Annotated in this window: 14 protein-coding genes and 1 tRNA gene; 6 read left to right on the forward strand and 9 right to left on the reverse strand. The window is 59.3% G+C overall.

What is annotated here, in order from left to right:
• The first annotated feature begins 32 nt into the window (after nt 1–32).
• The 3 genes from HMPREF2692_RS07875 to HMPREF2692_RS07885 all read left to right on the forward strand — a co-directional run bounded on the left by HMPREF2692_RS07875 (nt 33) and on the right by HMPREF2692_RS07885 (nt 3,348).
• A complete protein-coding gene (locus HMPREF2692_RS07875; RefSeq protein ID WP_339018849.1) occupies nt 33–677 on the forward strand; it encodes a DUF1707 SHOCT-like domain-containing protein in 645 nt (214 codons plus the stop codon).
• A 48-nt stretch (nt 678–725) separates the two neighbouring features.
• Nucleotides 726–1,955: a pyridoxal phosphate-dependent aminotransferase gene (locus HMPREF2692_RS07880; protein ID WP_070823318.1), complete on the forward strand. Its 1,230-nt coding sequence runs from the start codon at nt 726–728 to the stop codon at nt 1,953–1,955.
• A 94-nt stretch (nt 1,956–2,049) separates the two neighbouring features.
• Nucleotides 2,050–3,348, forward strand: coding sequence for a YibE/F family protein (locus HMPREF2692_RS07885; protein ID WP_083281207.1), 1,299 nt, complete (start codon nt 2,050–2,052; stop codon nt 3,346–3,348).
• On the opposite strand, the gene HMPREF2692_RS07890 is transcribed toward HMPREF2692_RS07885, so the two are convergent.
• Nucleotides 3,345–4,667 (reverse strand): UDP-glucose dehydrogenase family protein, encoded by a 1,323-nt coding sequence (locus HMPREF2692_RS07890; RefSeq protein ID WP_070432263.1) that lies wholly within the window; start codon nt 4,665–4,667, stop codon nt 3,345–3,347. The two genes, HMPREF2692_RS07885 and HMPREF2692_RS07890, sit on opposite strands and share 4 nt — an antisense overlap.
• A gap of 53 nt (nt 4,668–4,720) precedes the next feature.
• On the reverse strand, nt 4,721–5,293 hold the full coding sequence (dcd, locus tag HMPREF2692_RS07895; RefSeq protein WP_062036915.1) for a dCTP deaminase: 573 nt from the start codon (nt 5,291–5,293) through the stop codon (nt 4,721–4,723).
• Between the two features lie 87 nt (nt 5,294–5,380).
• On the opposite strand from dcd, the gene HMPREF2692_RS07900 reads away from it, so the two are divergent.
• Together HMPREF2692_RS07900 and HMPREF2692_RS07910 are read left to right on the forward strand one after the other, a co-directional pair.
• Nucleotides 5,381–5,454, forward strand: a tRNA-Gly gene (locus tag HMPREF2692_RS07900).
• 347 nt (nt 5,455–5,801) lie between these two features.
• Entirely contained in the window at nt 5,802–6,734 is a 933-nt protein-coding gene (locus tag HMPREF2692_RS07910; RefSeq protein WP_070432262.1) for a class C sortase, read from the forward strand.
• Nucleotides 6,735–6,820: 86 nt separating this feature from the next.
• On the opposite strand, the gene HMPREF2692_RS07915 is transcribed toward HMPREF2692_RS07910, so the two are convergent.
• From HMPREF2692_RS07915 to HMPREF2692_RS07940, 7 genes are all read right to left on the reverse strand, one after another.
• Nucleotides 6,821–10,312, reverse strand: coding sequence for a prealbumin-like fold domain-containing protein (locus HMPREF2692_RS07915; protein WP_070432261.1), 3,492 nt, complete (start codon nt 10,310–10,312; stop codon nt 6,821–6,823).
• The gene (locus HMPREF2692_RS12720) at nt 10,312–11,163 is read right to left on the reverse strand and encodes an isopeptide-forming domain-containing protein (protein WP_083323821.1); all 852 of its coding nucleotides are present in this window, start codon (nt 11,161–11,163) and stop codon (nt 10,312–10,314) included. The genes HMPREF2692_RS07915 and HMPREF2692_RS12720 overlap by 1 nt, the downstream gene beginning before the upstream one ends.
• 4 nt (nt 11,164–11,167) lie before the next feature.
• The gene (locus HMPREF2692_RS07920; RefSeq protein WP_070432260.1) at nt 11,168–12,049 is read right to left on the reverse strand and encodes a class C sortase; all 882 of its coding nucleotides are present in this window, start codon (nt 12,047–12,049) and stop codon (nt 11,168–11,170) included.
• A gap of 216 nt (nt 12,050–12,265) precedes the next feature.
• Nucleotides 12,266–13,771: a SpaH/EbpB family LPXTG-anchored major pilin gene (locus HMPREF2692_RS07925; protein ID WP_070455355.1), complete on the reverse strand. Its 1,506-nt coding sequence runs from the start codon at nt 13,769–13,771 to the stop codon at nt 12,266–12,268.
• Nucleotides 13,772–14,405: 634 nt separating this feature from the next.
• Complete coding sequence (locus HMPREF2692_RS07930) at nt 14,406–16,190, reverse strand: ABC transporter ATP-binding protein (RefSeq protein WP_070823320.1); 1,785 nt, start codon at nt 16,188–16,190, stop codon at nt 14,406–14,408.
• A 3-nt stretch (nt 16,191–16,193) separates the two neighbouring features.
• Nucleotides 16,194–17,879, reverse strand: coding sequence for a VanW family protein (locus HMPREF2692_RS07935; protein WP_210400652.1), 1,686 nt, complete (start codon nt 17,877–17,879; stop codon nt 16,194–16,196).
• A 58-nt stretch (nt 17,880–17,937) separates the two neighbouring features.
• Complete coding sequence (locus tag HMPREF2692_RS07940; RefSeq protein WP_235591086.1) at nt 17,938–19,107, reverse strand: glycoside hydrolase family 3 N-terminal domain-containing protein; 1,170 nt, start codon at nt 19,105–19,107, stop codon at nt 17,938–17,940.
• 59 nt (nt 19,108–19,166) lie between these two features.
• On the opposite strand from HMPREF2692_RS07940, the gene HMPREF2692_RS07945 reads away from it, so the two are divergent.
• Complete coding sequence (locus tag HMPREF2692_RS07945) at nt 19,167–19,664, forward strand: universal stress protein (RefSeq protein WP_061925158.1); 498 nt, start codon at nt 19,167–19,169, stop codon at nt 19,662–19,664.
• Nucleotides 19,665–19,684: the final 20 nt, after the last annotated feature.

Genomic DNA, 19,684 nt, shown 5'->3' on the forward strand with positions numbered 1-19,684 from the left:
CAAAGGCAAATAGTTTTCCTATAGTAGAATTTGTGACTCACAGCTACGGTTCCTCGCCCTTCGATCCTTCCTCTTCAATGCGGCTTTCCGACGCAGAGAAGACGGACGCCATCAACGATCTCGCCCGCGCCGTCGGCGAGGGCAGGCTCAGCATGGAGGAATTCGAGCAGCGCTCTGACGACGTCATGCGCGCCACCACCCGCCGCGAGTTGGTCCCCTTGTTCACAGACATCCCGGCGGTTTCTGCCACCGAAATCAAGGTCTATTCCCGCGGCGAGGTCGAGCGTGCATACAAAGCCGGCAAAAAGCCGCGCCTGGCCACCGCGCTGATTGGCTCGATGGCCTTAACCTTCGCCGCCACCACCTGCTTCGTCGTTTCCGAAACCGCCGGCACGATTGCTCTCCTCAGCGGCGTGGGCGCACTGTTCCTCATCCCAGCGCTATGGATTATGCTCTACGTCGCCAAAATCGGCCCAAAGTCCTGGCACCAGCCCTCCCCGCGCAAGATTGAGCGCCAGCACCGCCGCGAGCTTTTGCAGCTAACGGCCCAAGAGCGCGCCCAGCAGAAGGCTTTGGAGCAAGCGCAGTGGGCGGAGAGGCGCCGCCAAGCAGGTGAGCTGACCAGCGAGGCCATGAATCTGGCCAAGCGCAAGCTTGAGCAATGGAATAAAAAATAAGCCTGCCGGTTGACCCATTTATAGTCTGTAAGTGGCAGAATACTTTCCATGACTACACCGAACAACCGCATTTTTGACCAATCCACCAAGCTTCAGGGCGTCGCGTATGACATCCGTGGTGAGGTCTCTGCGGAGGCGGAGCGCATGGAGCTCGACGGCCACAGCATCCTCAAGCTGAACACCGGCAATCCTGCCGTATTCGGTTTCGATGCCCCGGACGTCATCATGCGCGACATGATCGCAGCGCTGCCGACTTCCCAGGGCTATTCCACGTCGAAGGGAATCATTCCGGCACGCCGCGCGATTGTCACCCGCTACGAGCTGGAGGACTTCCCGCACTTCGACGTCAACGATGTCTACCTGGGCAATGGTGTTTCTGAGCTCATCACCATGACCACGCAGGCGCTGCTTAACGATGGCGACGAGGTACTCATCCCAGCCCCCGATTACCCTTTGTGGACTGCCGCCACCTCCCTAGCGGGCGGTACGCCGGTGCACTACCTGTGTGATGAGGAGGATGACTGGAATCCTTCGATCGAGGATATCCGTGCGAAGGTCACGGAAAAGACTAAAGCCATCGTGGTCATCAACCCGAATAACCCAACGGGCGCCGTCTACTCCCGCGAGGTTCTGCAGCGCATTGTAGACGTAGCGCGTGAGTACAACCTGCTAATTTTGGCGGATGAGATTTACGATCGCATTCTTTACGACGGCGCGAAGCACATCTCGATCGCGTCCCTCGCTCCGGATCTGCTGACGATTACCTTCAACGGTCTTTCCAAGGCTTATCGCGTGGCTGGTTACCGCGCTGGTTGGATGGTTCTGACCGGCCCGAAGAGCCATGCACGCGGCTTCATCGAGGGTCTCGCCCTACTGGCGGGCACCCGCCTGTGCCCGAACGTTCCGGCACAGCACGCAATCCAGGTAGCTCTCGGCGGACGACAGTCCATCTACGGGCTCACGGGCGAGGGCGGTCGCCTGCTCAAGCAGCGCAACGTGGCCTACGAGAAGCTCAACGAGATCCCGGGCGTTTCCGTCACCAAGCCGATGGGTGCTTTGTACTGCTTCCCACGCTTGGATCCGAATGTCTACGAGATTCACGACGATTCCAAGCTGATGCTGGATATCCTGCGCTCGGAGAAGATCCTGATGGTCCAGGGCACTGGTTTTAACTGGCCAAACCCGGACCACTTCCGCGTGGTTACCCTGCCGTGGGCTTCCCAGCTGGAAAACGCTATCGAGCGCCTCGGCAACTTCCTGGCCAGCTACCGCCAGTAGCTCAAGCCGCCTTTCTAAGTGAAAGGCCTCGTATTTGTTTGCAATTTTTGTGCGCAGTTGCCATTTGAACTGACAATCGTTCACAATAAGCTGCATGGGCAAACACACGACGGCTTCCAAGCCGGTGGTCTCCTTTCCTAGTGGAGGCCGCCTTTATTTAGCGACGAACCAAAACCCGTGGCGTCTCGCGCTGCTTATCGGGCTTGCGCTGGCCGTCCTTGTAACCATCATCGGCGCTATTTTCCTGCGCCCTACCACTTCTCCGGTAGATCACACGAGCGCAGAGTTCTCGCAGACTTACGCTCTGAACCACCCGCAGGCCGAGGGCACGGTCAAGACTGTCGACCACGCCATCTGCCAGTCGGATCAGACCGGCAAGGCCTTCGACAAGCCACCACTCATTCCGGCGGAGCCAGGTGGCGATTGCACCCGCTCCCTCATCGATATCACCTCCGGGGACAACGCAGGCAAGATGACCCAGCTGGTGCACTTTGGCGTCGCGGGTGACCCAGACTTGCAGGAGGGTGACAAGATCCTGCTCTCCGAGGCCACCGGCCCCAACGGGGACGTAGACTATGCCTTCGCCGATTATCAACGCAGCGGCAACCTCGTCCTCTGGGCCATCATCGCCGCTATCGTCATCATTGCTTTCGCGGCATGGCACGGATTGCGCTCGCTCATTGGCCTGGCAATTTCGCTCGCAATCGTATTCTTCTACTTGCTTCCCGCTCTCGTCGAGGGCACAAACCCCTTGGGCTTGGCATTGGTAACCAGCGCCGCCATCATCTTCATCGTTGTACCACTCGTGCACGGGTTCAACTGGAAGTCCGCCTCTGCTTTGGGCGGTGCACTCATCGCCCTGCTGCTGGCGGCTTTCCTGGCCAGCTCCACTATCAACTCAACGAGCCTGCAGGGACTTAGCTCCGAAGACAACCTCAAGCTCCTGCTCTACATGCCCGGAGTTTCCATCGTGGGTGTCCTGCTCTGCGGATTCATCATCGGCGCGCTGGGCAGCCTCAACGATATCTCCATCGCGCAGGCCTCCACCGTCCGCGAGCTCAATGAGCTCAACCCCGAAGCAGGCCCTGCGGAGCTGTTCAAGTCCGCCATGAAGGTCGGCCGCGACCATATCGCTTCCATGGTCTACACCATCGTCCTCACATATACCGGCGCGTCAGTGCCGCTGCTCATGCTGATTACAGCAGCTCAGCGCCCGGCGGGCCAGATTCTTTCCAGCGACCTCGTAGCCACCGAGCTCCTGCGCTCCGCCGTGGGTGCAATGGCACTGACCCTAGCAGTGCCCATCACCACTCTCATCGCAGCGCTGACCATCCCGCAGCGTGAGGCGGGTCCCGAACCTGACGCTACTAATAGCGCCCTGTCCGTTCGCTAGAGGCTGCGGCCCAGCGCCTCGATGGTCCAGCCGGCCTGCTTCCACGCCTCAACGTCGAGGACGTTGCGGCCGTCGATGATGTGTTTGTTGGTGACCAGCTCCGCCACTTCGGCGGGGTCCAGCTGGCGGAATTCTTGCCATTCGGTGGCGAGAATAACCAGCTCGCTCTCGCGCAGAGCTTCCTCACAGTCAGCGGCGTAGTTCAACGTAGGAAACACCTTGCGGGCGTTTTCCATGCCCTCTGGGTCATAGACGGTAACCGCAGCGCCAGCCAAGGACAAAGAACCCGCCACGGACAGCGCTGGCGAATCGCGAACGTCGTCAGAGTTCGGTTTGAAAGCGCATCCCAGAACTGTCACGCGGTGGCCTAACAGCGAACCCTGGAAGGCCTCTTTAGCCATGTCCACGGTGCGGTCACGGCGACGCATATTGATGGCATCGACCTCACGCAGGAAGGTCAGCGCTTGGTCCGCACCCAACTCGCCGGCACGTGCCATGAATGCACGAATATCCTTCGGCAGGCAGCCACCGCCGAAGCCCAGACCTGCGCCCAAGAACTTACGGCCGATGCGCTCGTCGTAACCGATAGCATCGGCAAGCTTTACGACGTCCGCGCCCGCAATCTCGCAGATCTCAGACACGGCGTTGATGAAGGAAATCTTGGTGGCCAGAAACGCATTCGCAGAGACCTTGACCAGCTCGGCAGTCTGCAGGTCAGTCACAATAAACGGCGTATCCTGCGCCAACGGCTTGGCATAGACTTCACGGGCTACAGCCTCGCCGCGGGACTGCCCGCCCCGCACGCCCAAAACGATGCGGTCTGGAGCGATGGTGTCCTTTACTGCATAGCCCTCGCGCAGAAACTCTGGGTTCCACGCGATTTCCACGTGGCTGCCCTCCTGGGCCAACTCATTCGCCATCTCCTGCAGCTCCGCCGCAGTTCCCACGGGAACGGTGGACTTACCAAAGATGACGTGCTCGCCTTTGAGGCGCGGTACGAGCTCCGTGATGACAGACTTCACGTAGGTGAGATCCGCGGCGTAGGAGCCGTGGGCCTGCGGGGTGCCAACGCCGAGGAAGTGCACGTTGGCGAACTCCGCGGCGTCGTCATAGCTGGTGGAAAAATCTAGGCGGCCGGCCTCGATGTTGCGCTCGAGTACCTCCGGCAGGCCGGGCTCGTAGAACGGCACGCGGCCGTTCTTGAGAGCTTCAATCTTGCTTTCATCAACATCTACACCGAGTACCTCGTGGCCGAGCTCCGCCATACAGGCGGCGTGAGTCGCACCTAGGTAGCCGGTACCAATCACAGTCATACGCATAACCGGGAATTTTAGGCGCGGTTGACCTGAAGCGCGCGGCGAGAACGAAAAGTTTAACGGAAGTTCAGATAGGACTTCGACGGCGTCGGTCCACGCTGGCCCTGGTACTTCGAGCCCAGCGCGCCGGAACCATACGGAGCCTCCGCCGGCGAAGACATCTTAAAGATAGCCAACTGGCCCACCTTCATCCCGGGCCACAGCGAAATGGGCAGGTTAGCGGTGTTGGACAGCTCGAGTGTGATATGTCCGGAGAAGCCCGGATCGATGAAGCCTGCCGTGGAGTGCGTCAGCAAGCCTAGGCGACCCAGGGAGGACTTGCCCTCCAAGCGGCCTGCCAGGTTGGCCGGCAAGGTGAACTTTTCCAGCGTGGCGCCCAGCACGAACTCGCCGGGGTGTAGGACGAAGGCATCACCCTCGGCCACCTCCACCTCACTGGTGAGGTCCGGCATCTCCTGCTTGGGGTCAATATGCGTATAGCGCGAGTTATTAAACACGCGGAAGAACTTGTCCAAGCGCACATCGATGGAGGAAGGCTGGACCATCTCGGCGTCGAAAGGGTCGATGCTCAAACGCTCGGGAGCATCAGCGGAAATGGCGGCACGGATATCACGATCAGAAAGAAGCACGGTTGATAGTCTACCTCCCCACTGGGCCTTTTATGGCCTTAGGCGGCGGCGGTGCTAAGCTTTACGACGATGCACAAGATGCATTGCGCCGACGTAGTTTAATGGTAGAACTGCAGCTTCCCAAGCTGCTGGCGCGGGTTCGATTCCCGTCGTCGGCTCCACTTATTTTCCCAGTTCATGGACTAATTTCATACTTACAGGATGGACCATGACAGCCCCTATCTTCACGCCCAAAACCACAGCGGATCTTCGCGCTGAGTGTGAGCATCTACTCCAAGAGCTTGCGCCCCGCACAATCGATGAACTCCGCGAACTGTGCGCGGTTGATCAAAACTTAGCCATCGATGAGGCCACTCTAAATCGGTATGAAGCCCTGTGCTTCGTTATCGGCGACTAGGCACAGTTTCGGATTCTCTCCGATCTAGTCTGAGGTTCTAACACTCACGTTATGTACCCCACGTCAACCCCTAGGACGCGCGGCAACAGACCCCCACACAGGCAGGACACAATGGGCAAGCACGAACCAGCGGAAATCAGCGACGCACCCAAGAAGAAGGGCGTCGTCAACCCCAACGCCATCATTGCGTTAATTCTGATCCTCGTCGGTCTCGGTGTCTTGCTCTACCCCGTCGTGGCCACGCAGTGGAACAACCACACCCAATCCCGCGCCGCCGAGGAATACGCCAAGCTGGAGAAGCAAGCCCCGCCAGAAGTACTGCACACCGCATGGGAGGAAGCACAAGCCTACAACGCCGGGTTGGGCCAAATCAGCATTGGCGACGCGTGGACCACCACCGATAACGAAGACTCCCCCGAGTACCAGCGCTACCGCCAGTACCTGTCGGTATTGTCTGAGACCGATGCCATGGGTCGTATCGTCATCCCCTCTATCGATTCCGATCTGCCCATTTATCACGGCACTTCAGAAAAGGCGCTCTCCCGCGGCGCTGGCCACCTCTACGGCACGGACCTACCTGTCGGCGGCGTAGGTGATGGCGAGGGTCGGCACGCAGCACTTTCCGCCCACACAGGCCTACAAAATGCCACGCTGTGGGACAACCTCACCAAGGTCAAGAAGGGCGATGCTTTCTACATCGCCGCCGGCGGCGAGAAGCTCAAGTACGAGGTGCACGATATTCGGGTCGTCGAGCCTGCGGACACCAGCTCGCTCCACCGTGAGCCAGGCCAGGACCTCGTTACGCTCATTACCTGCACCCCCTACGGTGTTAATACCCACCGCTTGCTCGTCACCGGCCACCAAGTGCCGATGGATCCGGAAGATGAGGCTGCGTTCAACAGCTCGGGTGTTCACTGGCAGTGGTGGATGTGGGTCATTCTGGCAGCCGCTGTCATCATCGTGCTTCTGCTCATCTACTGGTGGCGCAAATATGTCAGCAACGCCAAGGACGCCGCGCTTGACGACGACCCGCAAGATTCCTAGCCGCCAATGAAGATACAATAAGGCCCGCCCTTCCCTGGTTGTTTGGAAGAGCGGGCCTTTTCTAAAAGTAGCCGCAAGCGGTGGTTCTATACCCAGCGGCGTCGCAAAGCGAGGCACCCTGCCGCGACAATCGCGGCACCAGCGAGAGCCCACAGGCCTACGCCCTCACCACCGGTCTTGGGCAGTGCACCCTTGGTGATGTCGGCGACCTGAAGGATGCCGACCTTCTTTACGCAATTGGCAGCAGTGTCGGACTCAGCGCACCTACTACTGGTGATAGCAGTTCCTCCGGAGAGCACCTTGATGACTGCATTGCCATTCTGATCCCACTCCGTCGAGAACTTGATTGGCGCGGGCAGCAGGTTATAGCCGTTCGGCGCCTTGGTCTCGATGAGGTAGTACACGCCAGGGGCATCCAAGCCTTCGAGCTTGACGCGGCCTGTGGTGGTGGTCGTGGACTGCTTCACTACGGGGTTAGCATCAGTATTGACGGTGCCATCCGCGTTGAGCTTCAAGTTGCCGTCAGCGTCACCACGGTGGACGGTGAACTGCGCGCCGTCGAGCAACTCGTCGGTTTGAATCTTGTCCGGCGCGGCTGGATCATAGCTCACCTTTTCAAGCAGGACATCCATCTGCTTGGTCTCCAGCGGGATACAAGAGGTGTCTTTCCAACCGCCCATCTCTGCCTCGTTCATGAGGCCAAAGTTGGGTTCATGTAGGCCATCCTTGGTGTAGCAGCGGGAGTTACCGGCAGGCTGACTCGGGTACCCGGCAGGGACGGATGTGCTATTCAATTTGGTTCGATCCAGCTTGAAGCGCACCGTCACCTCGTAGACGTGCTGCCCGGAGCTTCCATTGACGCCCTTGGGCTTAATGATCTTTGGAGTGTCGTTCTTGTTGAGTTCATACGGACCGGCCCCCTGGTACGACTGCGGCTGGCTGGTCTTGTTGAACTCGTCCTTGAAGACCACAGTGGCCCCAGTAACCGTGGCGGCACCAACGAACTTCGGGGTATCCGTCAGCTTTCCGTAGATCACCTCATTGGTGTCGAAGCCGGGAGCATCCGGGGCGGCTACTACGACGTTGTACTTCGCGGTATATTCATTCGCCGCACCAGGAACAGGTTGCGGTGCACTGTCGACAGCAACCTTGCTGAAGCAGGCTTCAGTAGCAACGTTGTCGCTACCGGCCTCACCATCAGTGGCTTGGAAAGCCACTTTGTTCGGGCTACACACCGTCTTGAGGTTGCCGTATTTATCCGTTCGCACCGGCGCAGAGACGACATACTCTACCTTCGCGTGTCCTGGAAGTGTACCAACATAGCCCTTCATGTATCGGGACTCACCGTCCGCTCCGGACGGGACAGTCATGCCTGCATAAATACCGGCCCCCGGGCCAATCTCGTTAGGCCCTGGATTACGCCCGTTGACGAGTGTGGATCCAGGCCCAAAGCCTTCGAACTTAGCAGTGGGACCGGAAGCATTCACCCCATAGTGAGTATCCGTTGGTAGGTACTCCCAGAACGTGCCTCCCGAGCTGGCGTTAGCTGTGGTGTTTTCCACCGAAATGGTCCAGAAAGTACGGACCTCGCCGTTTACCGCCTTGGTCTCGGAGCGTTGCTTCTTCACTGCAATGTTGGATTGCAGCGCTGGCGGCGGCGGCACCAGATCGGAAGCAGCATCCGTGTTAAATGAAGCAGGCAGGTTGTTCATTATGTTGACCAACTCGAACGTCGGACTTTCGGAGTCCGGGTTACTGATTTTTAGCTCAAAACCCAGCTGATTCGCAGCCGAACTACCCGATCCAAACCCTAGGTTTCCATTGGAATAGGTCCATGCCTTGCCCCACGAGGCGGAGGGGTTGGAGATAGTGCGCCCGTCCAAAGTCTTGATTCCCGTGAGATCCCAGGTCTTGACTGCCCCGGTCTGAGTATCGATGCGTTCAAGAATCAGCTTGTCGCCGGCCTGAGATCTACTCTGGAAGCCCCACATGTACTTCTGGGCTTGAGGGAGCACCGCCCAGTCCTCCGAAAAAGACTGCTGGTTTCCGAACACGCGTTTAGCAGTGACATTATCGACATCGATTCTATAAAGGCGCCGAGTACCAGAGGTAGACGTGTTAGCCACGAAGAAACCCTCGCTGGTATACACGCCCGCGTTAAGCAGATCCCGGTCGCTGCTCGTTTCGAAAGGGGTACCGGTGCTTCCGGACGTAAGGATAGGCCCAAGGTTATGTACCACACCGGTCGCCGGATTAATCTGCAGGAGATGTCCTGCTGGGTAGCAAGGATCACCATTTTCGCCGCGAATCTGGCTCACCGCGTAGAGCCAGTTGTCGCTCGAATTGAATGCTAGAGAGTTATAAACCCATGGGGTCTTCTCGCCTACTTGCCGGTAATCGCGGCCCTGGTCGATCTGCCGGCGCAGGACAGAGGTATCGCGGGTCCGGCCTGCAGGCTCACTGGTCACAACGTAGACAGGGCTACCGTCAGCAAATTCAGCTGGGGTGAGCTCGCGCTTTGGCTGCCTGCTTGTAACCGGATCTTGGCACTCTTCTTTCGCAGGAACAGTGAAGGAAGCTGTAAACACTGTATTGTCTGGCCCGCGGTGAACACCCTTAAACTGAATCTGTGCGGTGCCACCAATAGTAATCTGCGGCAGGATGACTTGGTATTCCTTGGCGCTAATCCTTTTGTAGGTCACCTTCGCCTCATACCAACCTCCGTTGGCACCGGTGTAATAGATCGTCAGGTCATCAGGGTTAGTCGATAAATAACTGTTAACGCTGGATTTGAGGGTAACCACCGTGCCTTGCGGAATGGACAGCTGGCCGCCAAAAAGCTCACCGGACGGAATCTTAAAGTTCGGGATATATCGGCTTCCCTTAAGCACGTATCCATCGTTTACCATCGTGATGGTGCGGTCGCCTGCAGCGTACGGGGTAATGTTCGGCGCCGCCATCAGACGGGCTGGGGCCGCGTCAACGTCAGCAATATCAAGCGGCTCAGTCACCTCCGAAGGGGCTTCTAAGGCTTCGCTGGATTCAGGTGATGACGTGCTGGTAGTCTCCTCGGCTACTCCACGCACGTCGACGGACATCCCGCTCAGTTCGGATTCCTCTGCGACCGCTGGGATCTTCAGTGAGAAAGCTGCCCCTGCTGGCACGTCAGTAGAAAGGCCAGCGATTCGGAAAGTCACTGAAGAACTGGTTGATTTTACAACGAGGTTGTCTCCTTCGCGGACGGGGATCACTTCGCCGTCGATAGTCAGTGTGTAGGCCGAGCCGTCGAACTCCAGTCCTGCAGTCTCAACAGTGAATTCCAACTCCTCCACGGTTCCGGCGTCAACAAAGTGGCCTTCAAATGTTGCGGAGTCGCCAACAGTCAGGCTCAGTTGGTCTGCGGAATCAAGCTCGACACGCAACGCTGTGGTTTGTGCCTCGGCGACAGCGCCAATGAAACCTGGAAGAGCAGCCGGCGCAGCGACGCTAAAAACTAGGGCCAGCACTGCAGCGAACGCCCCTACGACGCGCCAGCGATACGCTACCGGCTCGACCAGATGAGAATCTGTCCAGGACATTACCGTCCCTCGCTTTCTGAATTCTTCCTACGGCTAAAGGCAATCATCACGAAACCAGTGGCAATCAATGCCAACGCTGCGGCTACTACACCGATTACCTGTGCACCGGTCATCGCCAATGAGCCACCATTGCCCGACGGCGTTACTGGGGTTGAGGTCTTACCGGCACTTGGAGTACCCGGCGGCGTTGTCTCGGGTTGGTGAGGTGGCTTCCCTGGTTTAGTCGGTGGATAGTTCGGAGGTGTTTGCGGGGTATCCGGGCGTGACGACGGAGCGCTCGGAGCAGATGACGACGTGGGTGGCGTCGGCGTTTCACCCGGTTTGTGGGTCTTGGCCACAATCACTCCTGGTACTGGTTTCGGGTTATCTACCACCGTGTGGAATGGAACCGCCACCACAAACGGGTTTATCTCTCGGTAGGAATCATCCGGCGCTGTAGACGTCACCACATAGAAGCCATGAGCTAGACCATCAAACGTCACCTCGCCATTGGCATTGGTGACCAGATCCACGTGCACATCGGTGCGCCAATCACGAACCTCGTCGAGATTCGCGTTCCGTACGCGGGCTGCGTCGTCAGCGTTGGTCGGGTCCAAGCCGGCAAGCCGGTCCAGATGAATTGTGACACCTTGGATTTTTCCCGAGGGCGCCTGGCCATCGTCGTTGGGATTGCCTTGTGTCAGCCGGATTGTCACTGTATCCGTAGCCGAAGTGCGTTCGGCACCAGTGGACTGCTGCCCGGCAACCTGCACCGCTTCTGCAGCAACCACGCCCGGCCCTGCGAACGAAACCGCACACGCTACTCCGACGGAAACCACTCGGGCCGACCAAGTATTTGTCAACCTCTTCATCGCCTTACTCCCGCACGCTACTTTCTTCACCAATAATTTCTTGCGCTCCGGCCGCCTTCTGCCGTCGCAGCCACCACACCAGCCAGCAACCAATGACAATCACCGCAGCCAACAGTGCGTACATCCACCATTGCCAACCCGGGCCGTGGGAGCCTTCAAATACCGACTCCTCCCCCGGCTCCATAGGAACCTGATGGCCACGCACCAGCAAGCGATGCGTGTTGATCCCGTACGGAGTGCACGTAATCAGCGTGACGTAGTCCTGATCGGCGACTGGCCGTAGGCCATCAACTTCACTCGGCAGAACCACTTGAATGCTGTCGACGACGTACTTCAATTTGTGGCCAGCAACCTGGATGTAGAACACATCTCCCTCGGTGGCAGAGTCGAGGTGATCAAACATCGTTGAATTCGCCAGGCCCGTATGCCCCGTGATGACGGAATGAGTTCCTGGTCCGCCTACCGGCAAATCAGAGCCATATAAATGTCCTAGTCCACGCTGCAGTGTCTTATCCGCGGTGCCATGAAACACCGGCAGATCAACGTCTACGGCTGGGAAGACAAGGCGAGCCATCGCTTCGGTCTCACCCAACTGTTCCAGGTAAGCCTCATAATCGGGATTATCCACACCGATACGGTTCAGCCACGGATCCAAGATCGGACCCGAAGTCTGCTCCTCGTTGTACGCATGCGCAGCATCCCATACGGAGTCCTGCACCTGCGCCGGTGTCTCTTTGTCCAGTCGCGCATACTCTTGCGCCACCCGTGAGGCATTCCAGTTGTTCCAGGCGGTCGAGACCACTGGGTACAGCATCACCAACAACCCGACGACAACGATTACCGCCGGAAGAGCTAAGCCTCCACGGCGCCTGTGCCGCCGGCCCATTTCCTGGCCTACCACCGAAGTCAACGACCCGCACCACCCAAAACAATGCCCACGCGCTAGCGCAGCGCGACCGGGATTACAACGAAAGAGAAAGATAGGGACCGGAATCTACGCCTAGTCCAGTCCCCTCATTGGGTCGGGCTGCCTACCTTGGCTACCCGACCCGCAGCGCAGACCACCATGGACAGTCTGCGCCACCGGAACTACGCCCGGCTATTAGTTGCGCGCGGTACGGCGAGCGAACCATGCACCAGCTGCGACGATGGCTGCACCAATAGCGGCCAGGATTCCGACACCGGCACCACCAGTCATCGGCAGGTTCGGGGTGTCCTGCTTGATGTTGTCGATCTCAGACACGAGGGTAATCTTGTCGTCACCGTTGAGCTCACCAGTCTTCGCGATATTCTCGCGGGTGAAGTCAATCTCGGTAACGTTCTTCTCCGGCAGTGCATAACCAGCCGGAGCCTTGGTCTCCTTCAGACAGAACTTCTTGGTTGCCGGAGCAACCTCCTTGCTGTCCTCGAAGTCGGTGACGTGCAGGCCGTCGATTGTAAAGGTACCGTCAGCGCCGGTAGTCCACTTGTTCGCACCGTTTACCCTCAGCGGGTTCTCGAGCTTATCCTGCGCGGAGGCACATCGGTAGAGCTCAAACTCCGCACCCTGCAGGACCTTACCGGCCTCCTTGCCGTCCTTCTTCACAACCTTCAGCTTGCCGTGGTAGGTCACGACCTCGTTGGTCTTGTTCTTGACCTCTTTACCGGTATTCGGGTTGTTGAAGATGACGTCAGCCTGGTTCTTCAGCTCAGTGGTGTCGCCAACCTCCTTGCGCTTGACCTCGAAGGTCAGGGACATCTTGTCGCCGGACTCAACCTTGGTCAGGCCCTGGTCAGTCAGCTTGACGATGAGCTTGTTGCTGTTGTCAGCCGGAGTGTTGACCTCGTAGTCACCGGTTTCCAGAACAGTGTCGCCAGCCTTGACCTCGGTAACCTTCTGGAAGTCCAGGCGCTTATCCAGCTGGTCTTCGAAGCGGAAAGCAGTCAGGCTCTTGCCCTCGCCCCAGGTCGGGGCGTAAGCGTTAATGGTGTAGGTGTAACCATCCTGGATGTGCTTATCTGCATCCTTGACGGTCTTCTCAGTCTTGGTCTCGGTGTTCTTTGGGTAGGCCACGACATTGTAGTTCCACGCATCGGAGGCCTCATTGACCATCGGCACCGACACGATGAACGGAGCACCAGACACGATGCCGGCAGGAGCATCGGTCTCCTCAACGAGGTAGATGCCAAGATCCAGGTTCTCGAAAGCCACCTTGCCGTCGTCACCGGTGGTCGTCTCGAAAGTTTCTTCAGTCTCGTGGCCCTTGGCATCGGCAGCCGTCTTCGGGAACTTAGACCAGTCGCCATTCTGCAGGTCGTAGTTCAGCTTGGTGATCTTGTAGGTCACACCAGCGAGCGGCTCACCCTGTACGCCTTCCATCTCCTGGCCGGTAGCTGCATTACCAGACTCGGCACCCTTCTTCTTGTAGAGGGTGATGGAGCCCTTCTTGGAAAAGTCGATGTTGGCCGGGTTAACGGAGGTGCCCGCGGGAGCCTCAGAAGTGGTAGTCGCCGAAGCATCGGCGGCGGTATCGTCCTGAGCCAGGGCGCCCGGAGCGGAGATCCCCAGGGAGAGGCCTACGACTGCTGCGAAAGTGACCGAACGAGCGGTACGAGAGATCTTGTTCACGGAAACAGGTCCTTTACATGAGTTGTGTAATGAGACACCGCGCCTCATCAGCTGTACGCAATCCACTCCCCACGGTTTACACACCATGGCCCGGCCCATCGCTAAGAATCTTTCACCCACATAGAGCGACGTTCCCAAGAAGGTAAGGCACCTACCCGGGCCCCTAGCCTAAGTAACGGTAGCCTGTGGATTACATAGCTAGACCCTATACCTAGAAGAAGAAATGCGATATCGAACAAATGCCCGCTTCCCATAAAACCAGCTAGCCCTCTCAAGTAATCGCCCCCCCCCGCGCAGATAATAATTATATTCGCAGTTAAACTGCGGTATTGGTAGCTGCCATTCCACTTTGAGTGATATCGACCTCACCGCCCCCTTACGGGGGCTCTAGCAGCCTTGCCCAGGCACATTGGTGGCAACTATCTCACTGCGAAACGCTTACCAAGAGCGCCATGCAACCACCAGCACAACCATTAACACTGTCAATATCGCCAGGTAGACGTGAATCTTCATGGGCAACCACTGGGGCGCGGCAAGAAGGTACCTCAGGACAATCCCGAAGCCATATATTTTCTCGGTCTTTAACAAACTCCAGATAGAAAGCTAACATCCCTAGGTTTCTTGGCGGGGCTCTCTAAGAACGATCACCAGTAGTTTTCGCGGCACGAAGGAGCGCCGCATAAGCGCCGTCGCGGGCCAGCAGCTCAGCGTGGGTGCCGCGCTCGGCCACGCGGCCGGCGTCGAGGACGATGATCTGGTCGGCATCGCGGATAGTGGACAGGCGGTGGGCGATGACCAAGCGGGTAGCATCCGCGCCAAGCACTGCCTCCTGGATGGCGCGCTCCGTCTCGTTGTCGAGGGCGGAGGTGGCCTCATCCAAGATGAGCACCCGTGGTTGGCGCAGCAACGTGCGGGCAAGCGAAAGGCGCTGCTGCTCACCGCCGGAGAAGCGGTAGCCGCGCGAGCCCACCACTGTGTCCAGACCTTCCGGCAGCGCGGCGATGACCTCGTCCACGCGCGCGGCGTTAAGCGCCGCCCACATCTGTTCCTCACTCGCATTCGGCTGCGCGAAAAGGAGGTTCTCCCGCACCGTGCCGTGAATCAGGTAGGTCTCCTGGGAGACCACGCCAATGACCTCCGCGCGCTGCTCAGGTGGAATATCGCGCAGGTCGACCCCGCCCAGGTGCACGGTGCCTTCGGTCGGATCGGCAAGGCGCGCAAAAAGTGCGGCCACCGTGGACTTGCCGGACCCGGTATGCCCCACTAGCGCGGTGGTGGTGTGGGCGGGGATGGAAAGGGAGACGTCGGAAAGCGCGTCGGTGTCGGTGCCGGGGTAGCGGTAGGAGACGTTGTGGAGGGTGAGGGAGGCGTCGGCAAGCTGGGCGGGCTGGGTGGTCTCCGTGAGTTCGGGCTCCAAGTCCAGGTACTCGAAGATGCGGCTGAACAGCGCCATCGACGCTACCCACTGCGCGCCCACGTTGAGCAGGCCGGTAATGGGACGGAAGATCTGGGTCTGCAGGGTGGAAAAGGCGATGAGCGTGCCAATCGTAATGCCCGGGCGCAAGCCGGCCGCCAGGTAAATCAGGGCCGGCATCACGCCGAAGATGATTTGCGTCAGCGCCATGCGCCAGCGCCCGGCCAACTGCGATTCCAGCTCCAAACGGATGAGGGAGCGGGAGGTTTTCTCAAAGCCGTCATAGACGCGCTCCTGCGCACCCAGCGTGGCCGCCAGGCGCATGCCGGACACGGACAGGTTCTCCGAAATGGTCTGCTGCAGCGTCGCCTGCGCGCGGCTGTTTTTCTCCATGAGGCTGCGGCGCAGAACGGCGGCGCGGCGGGTCAGCCACACTGCAGGCGGCAGTACCACCAGGGACAAAAGCGAGAGGGTAGGCGAAAGCGCCACCATCGCCACCAACGTAGCCACAGTCATGGTGAGGTTGCTGGCCACGGATGTCGCGGTTGTGGTCACCATGCCGCGCATCGCCGCGATGTCATTGGTCAGGCGGGACTGGATTTCGCCGCCGCGGTTATTGGTGAAGAACTGCAGCGATTGGCGCTGCAGGTTGGCAAAGACCTGCGTGCGCAGCTCGTGCATGATGGTGTGCCCCACCCGCGCGGATAAAAAGGACTGGATAACGCCAATGGCTTGGGAGACCACGGTGATGGCCAGCATGCCGCCAACCAACCACAGAAGCAGTGCGGTGTCGTGGTTGGGAATGGCCTCATCCACGGTGCGGCGCACCAAGAAAGGCTGCACCACCGTCAGCCCAGAGGTCGCGATGATGAGCGCTACCACCACAAGCAGCGTGCCGCGGTGGGCTGCGAAAAGGCCGGCCACGCGGCGAAAGGCAATCGGGTGCTGGGCCAGCTGATCGACGTCCGCCGGGTCCTTCACCGCGGTGTGCATCGGCCGAGCCATGACCTAACCGCAGGAGACGATGGGCTGCGGGTCGTAGACCGTGGTGGTGGTTTCGCGCGAAATCTCGCGGCCGGAGAGGTCCTTAATAATGCGGGTATCCGAGGTAGTAAAGCCCGGCGCGCCTGACGACGGCGAGCAATCCTCACCCACCGACATACGGGTTGGCTGGGTAGTGGCCCAGCGACCGTTGTTGACAGACTCCACGTTGTAGGTCTTCACGCCCTTGAAGCGGACGGTGATCTTGCCGCCACCGAAGCTGGTCTCAATGCGGACCGGGGTGTTCGTGGTGTTCTTAAACTGCAGGTCGATAGCACCCTCGTACACGGTAGCCTCACGGCCCGCCGGGTAGCGTGAGATGTAGTATGAGTGCGGCGTGTGCGCCACATCTTCCATGCCAGCGAAGTAGGCAGCGTTGTACAACGTGGTGGCGAACTGCGAGATGCCGCCGCCCACTGCAGTACCGGAGTGGCCATCAATAATGATGCCGGATTCCACATAGCCCTGCGCAGTACCGCGCGGGCCGGTGTAGCCGTTAAGAGAGAAAGTCTCGCCCGGGCTGACAACAGCGCCGTTTACTTCCTCCGCCACGCGGCGGATGTTCTCACCCGAAGCGCCCGAAAAGCCACCGGTAGAAAACTCAGAAACAGTGTCGTTGAAGGTTGCCTTCTCCGCCATTTCCGTGGTGTACTCCGCCGGATCCGGCTTGTAGTCCGCATCCCAGGTGCGCTCGTCGCCCTTAACGCGCTTGTCGAAATCCTTCATGGTCTTCTCCCAGTCGATAATCGAGCCATCGACCGAAGGAGTCACGTTCATCTTGCTGCCGCTGAAGGAAATCTTGGCATTCTGGCCTGGCACCTGCGAGCCATCCATGTGCTCTTCAAACAACTGCTGCGCCTTCGGGGTATCCACCTTCAGTTCCAGCTTGCCGTCTTTTGCCTCGATGGAAACAAACTGCGCGATCTCATCCTTGCGCAGCGTGCCGGAGACATTGTTCTCACCGTTCAAGGTCAGCGGGTTATCCAAAGCCTTCGCGACGTCACCGGTGCGCATTGCTTCAATCGCGTCGTCGTTAATCGCCGGCTCCACAACAACAGGCGCCACCTCAACGCCGGCTGGGTCCAGCCAGTTATCCTTCACCGACTTCTGCAGATCCGCATCATCCACGGTCTGGCCAAGGACCGGCTTGGTTACCTTCAGGCCGCCGTTGTTTAGCTCCAGCATGCCGTCCTTCGGCTCGAAGGAAAGTTCCTTCTTTACCCGCTCCAAAGTACTGTCCAAAGCCGCGGCATCAACGTCCACGGCCACCGGGATTTCCTTGGTGGATTTCACGAAGCTATAAAGGCGGCTAAACGGATTATAGGAAGCATCAGGGATACCGTCCACGGCCTTTTGATAGTTCAAAATCAAGCCGGATTCATTCGGCACCAACTGGGATGACTTCTCTCCAGAGGCGACCGAGACAGGTTTAGTCTCGACGTCGCCAAGCTCCCGCTCCAGCTTTTCCACCGCTGCGGTGCGCTCCATGCCGGAAATGTTGACGCCGCCAACCGACGTCGCGCGCGGGACCTTGCCCTGATTCGCAACTACATCCCACCCATAGGCGATGCCTGCGATGAGGAGAAGGCCGACAATCACACCGAGTGTGATGTGCCAGCCTTTGCCAGTTTGCTTTCCTACTGCCTTTTTCACGCCTTAAAGACTATCGTTCAAGCTGAAACTTTCCTAGTAAGGTCCTGATCAGCTCTTACTATTCGGGCAATTTTCCACCCGTAAGCCGTTGGGCGGAGGCTTGCAGCTGCACATCGGTGAGCGTGCCGTCATCGAGTGCTGCGGCCACCGCATCGACAGCCGCGGGGAATTCAGCATCCGTGGACCACAGTGGCATATCCGCGCCGCTAGCCAGCGCAGCCACCACCGCCTGCGGGACGTTCATGGTGTCTGCGATAGAGGCCATGCCGCCGATGTCATCGGTGTAGATAGGCCCGCCATAGTGCAGCTGCTCGCGCGCAAGCTGGTATGCCGCGGGATTGATGGAGGCGGGGGTTTGCCCGTCGCCCAGCCCCGGCACAACGAGGTGCCCCATCATGAGTCCCGCCGCAGGAGCCGCCGGGATCGCCTCCTGGAAAGGCACAAACTCGTGGCCGTAAAGCTCCTCCAGCGGCGGAGTCACAGCCTCGCCGAGATGGGTGTCACCGGAAGCGCGGCCGTGACCTGGGAAGTGCTTGAACACAGCCTTTACTCCCGCCGATTCCAGGCCGCGGGCAAAAGCCGCGCCGTACTCGCCGGCCTGCTTGGGGTCGGTGGAAAAGGAACGGTCGCCTACTACTTCGAGTTCGCCACCATCGACGTCGAGAACCGGCGCGAAGTCCACGTTGATGCCATGTTCTTTCAGCACGCGCCCGATCTCGGCACCCATCTGCTCGACCTCTTCTGGGCTATGCTCGGCGGCCATCTGCGCAGGCGCGGGATGCTCGCCGAGGATTTCGGAAAAGCGCTGTACACGCCCGCCTTCGAAATCAATGGAGACTTGGAAATCGCGGCCCACTGCCGCACGCAGGGCGTTAATGTCGCGTCCTGGCTCGCTGAGCAGCGCCGGGTCTGCCCAGCTGGGGATGAAGATTCCGCCGGCGCCGGCCTGCAGTATGGCCAGCGCGTCGTCGTAGTTCACCGCGGGCGGCATGAGCACCGATGCGGCCAGCTGGCGGCGGTCCACGGGCACAGGCACTTCCTCGCTGGGGGTTGTACTCGGTGCCGCGCTTGCCGACACCGCACCAGGCGCCGAGCTCGACGCTGCGGGCTCCTGCGCGCTTTCCGGCTGCTCGCTATCGCAGGAAGCCAGGCCAAAACCAAGCCCAAGCGTGAGGACAGCGGCAGCCGCAGTGCGGGCCGAGAACATCGGGGACGGGGAAAGTTCCATGCCTTCCAGTGTGCACGATTCCCAGCGATATGCCCGCGGAGGGGGTTAGTATGGCATCCATGAGTAACGGTGAGACGATGTTGATTGCTTACGACGGCTCCACTCGGGCAGCCCGCGCGATGGAGCACGCAGCCCGCCTGCTGCGCCCGCGCCACGTCGAGATTTTGACGGCGTGGGAGCCGATGGCCCGTCAGGCAGCGCGTGCAGTCAGCCGTACTGGCATGCACCAGTCCACGGTGGCGCCGGAAGCGGTGGAAGATGATCCGGCCTATGAGGAAGCGCTGCGGATTTGTAGGCAAGGAGTCGAGGTTGCAGAAAACCTGGGCCTTTCCGGCCGCGCCCACTTGGTGGAGTCGGTGACCACGATTGCCTCCGCTATTGTCGACGCCGCGCAAGAACTCGACGTCGATATCATCGTCACCGGCACCCGCGCTCTCAGTGGCTTCCGCGGCTGGTGGACCAACTCCACGGCCGAGCACATCGTGCGTAACGCTGGCCTTCCGGTCTTTATTGTTCCGCCCGAGTTGGACGACGACGCGGAGGAAGAAGATAGCTAAATTTCTAGCAGGTAGCTGCT

Source organism: Corynebacterium sp. HMSC036D03 (assembly GCF_001836185.1).
Classification (GTDB): domain Bacteria; phylum Actinomycetota; class Actinomycetes; order Mycobacteriales; family Mycobacteriaceae; genus Corynebacterium; species Corynebacterium simulans.

Excerpts from the sequence above, each read along its gene's own strand:
- HMPREF2692_RS07880 (WP_070823318.1), top strand. The coding sequence starts at position 726 with ATGACTACACCGAACAACCGCATTTTTGACCAATCCACCAAGCTTCAG.
- HMPREF2692_RS07885 (WP_083281207.1), top strand. The coding sequence starts at position 2,050 with ATGGGCAAACACACGACGGCTTCCAAGCCGGTGGTCTCCTTTCCTAGT.
- HMPREF2692_RS07890 (WP_070432263.1), bottom strand. The coding sequence starts at position 4,667 with ATGCGTATGACTGTGATTGGTACCGGCTACCTAGGTGCGACTCACGCC.
- HMPREF2692_RS07910 (WP_070432262.1), top strand. The coding sequence starts at position 5,802 with ATGGGCAAGCACGAACCAGCGGAAATCAGCGACGCACCCAAGAAGAAG.
- HMPREF2692_RS07915 (WP_070432261.1), bottom strand. The coding sequence starts at position 10,312 with ATGTCCTGGACAGATTCTCATCTGGTCGAGCCGGTAGCGTATCGCTGG.
- HMPREF2692_RS12720 (WP_083323821.1), bottom strand. The coding sequence starts at position 11,163 with ATGAAGAGGTTGACAAATACTTGGTCGGCCCGAGTGGTTTCCGTCGGA.
- HMPREF2692_RS07920 (WP_070432260.1), bottom strand. The coding sequence starts at position 12,049 with ATGGGCCGGCGGCACAGGCGCCGTGGAGGCTTAGCTCTTCCGGCGGTA.
- HMPREF2692_RS07930 (WP_070823320.1), bottom strand. The coding sequence starts at position 16,190 with ATGGCTCGGCCGATGCACACCGCGGTGAAGGACCCGGCGGACGTCGAT.
- HMPREF2692_RS07940 (WP_235591086.1), bottom strand. The coding sequence starts at position 19,107 with ATGGAACTTTCCCCGTCCCCGATGTTCTCGGCCCGCACTGCGGCTGCC.
- HMPREF2692_RS07945 (WP_061925158.1), top strand. The coding sequence starts at position 19,167 with ATGAGTAACGGTGAGACGATGTTGATTGCTTACGACGGCTCCACTCGG.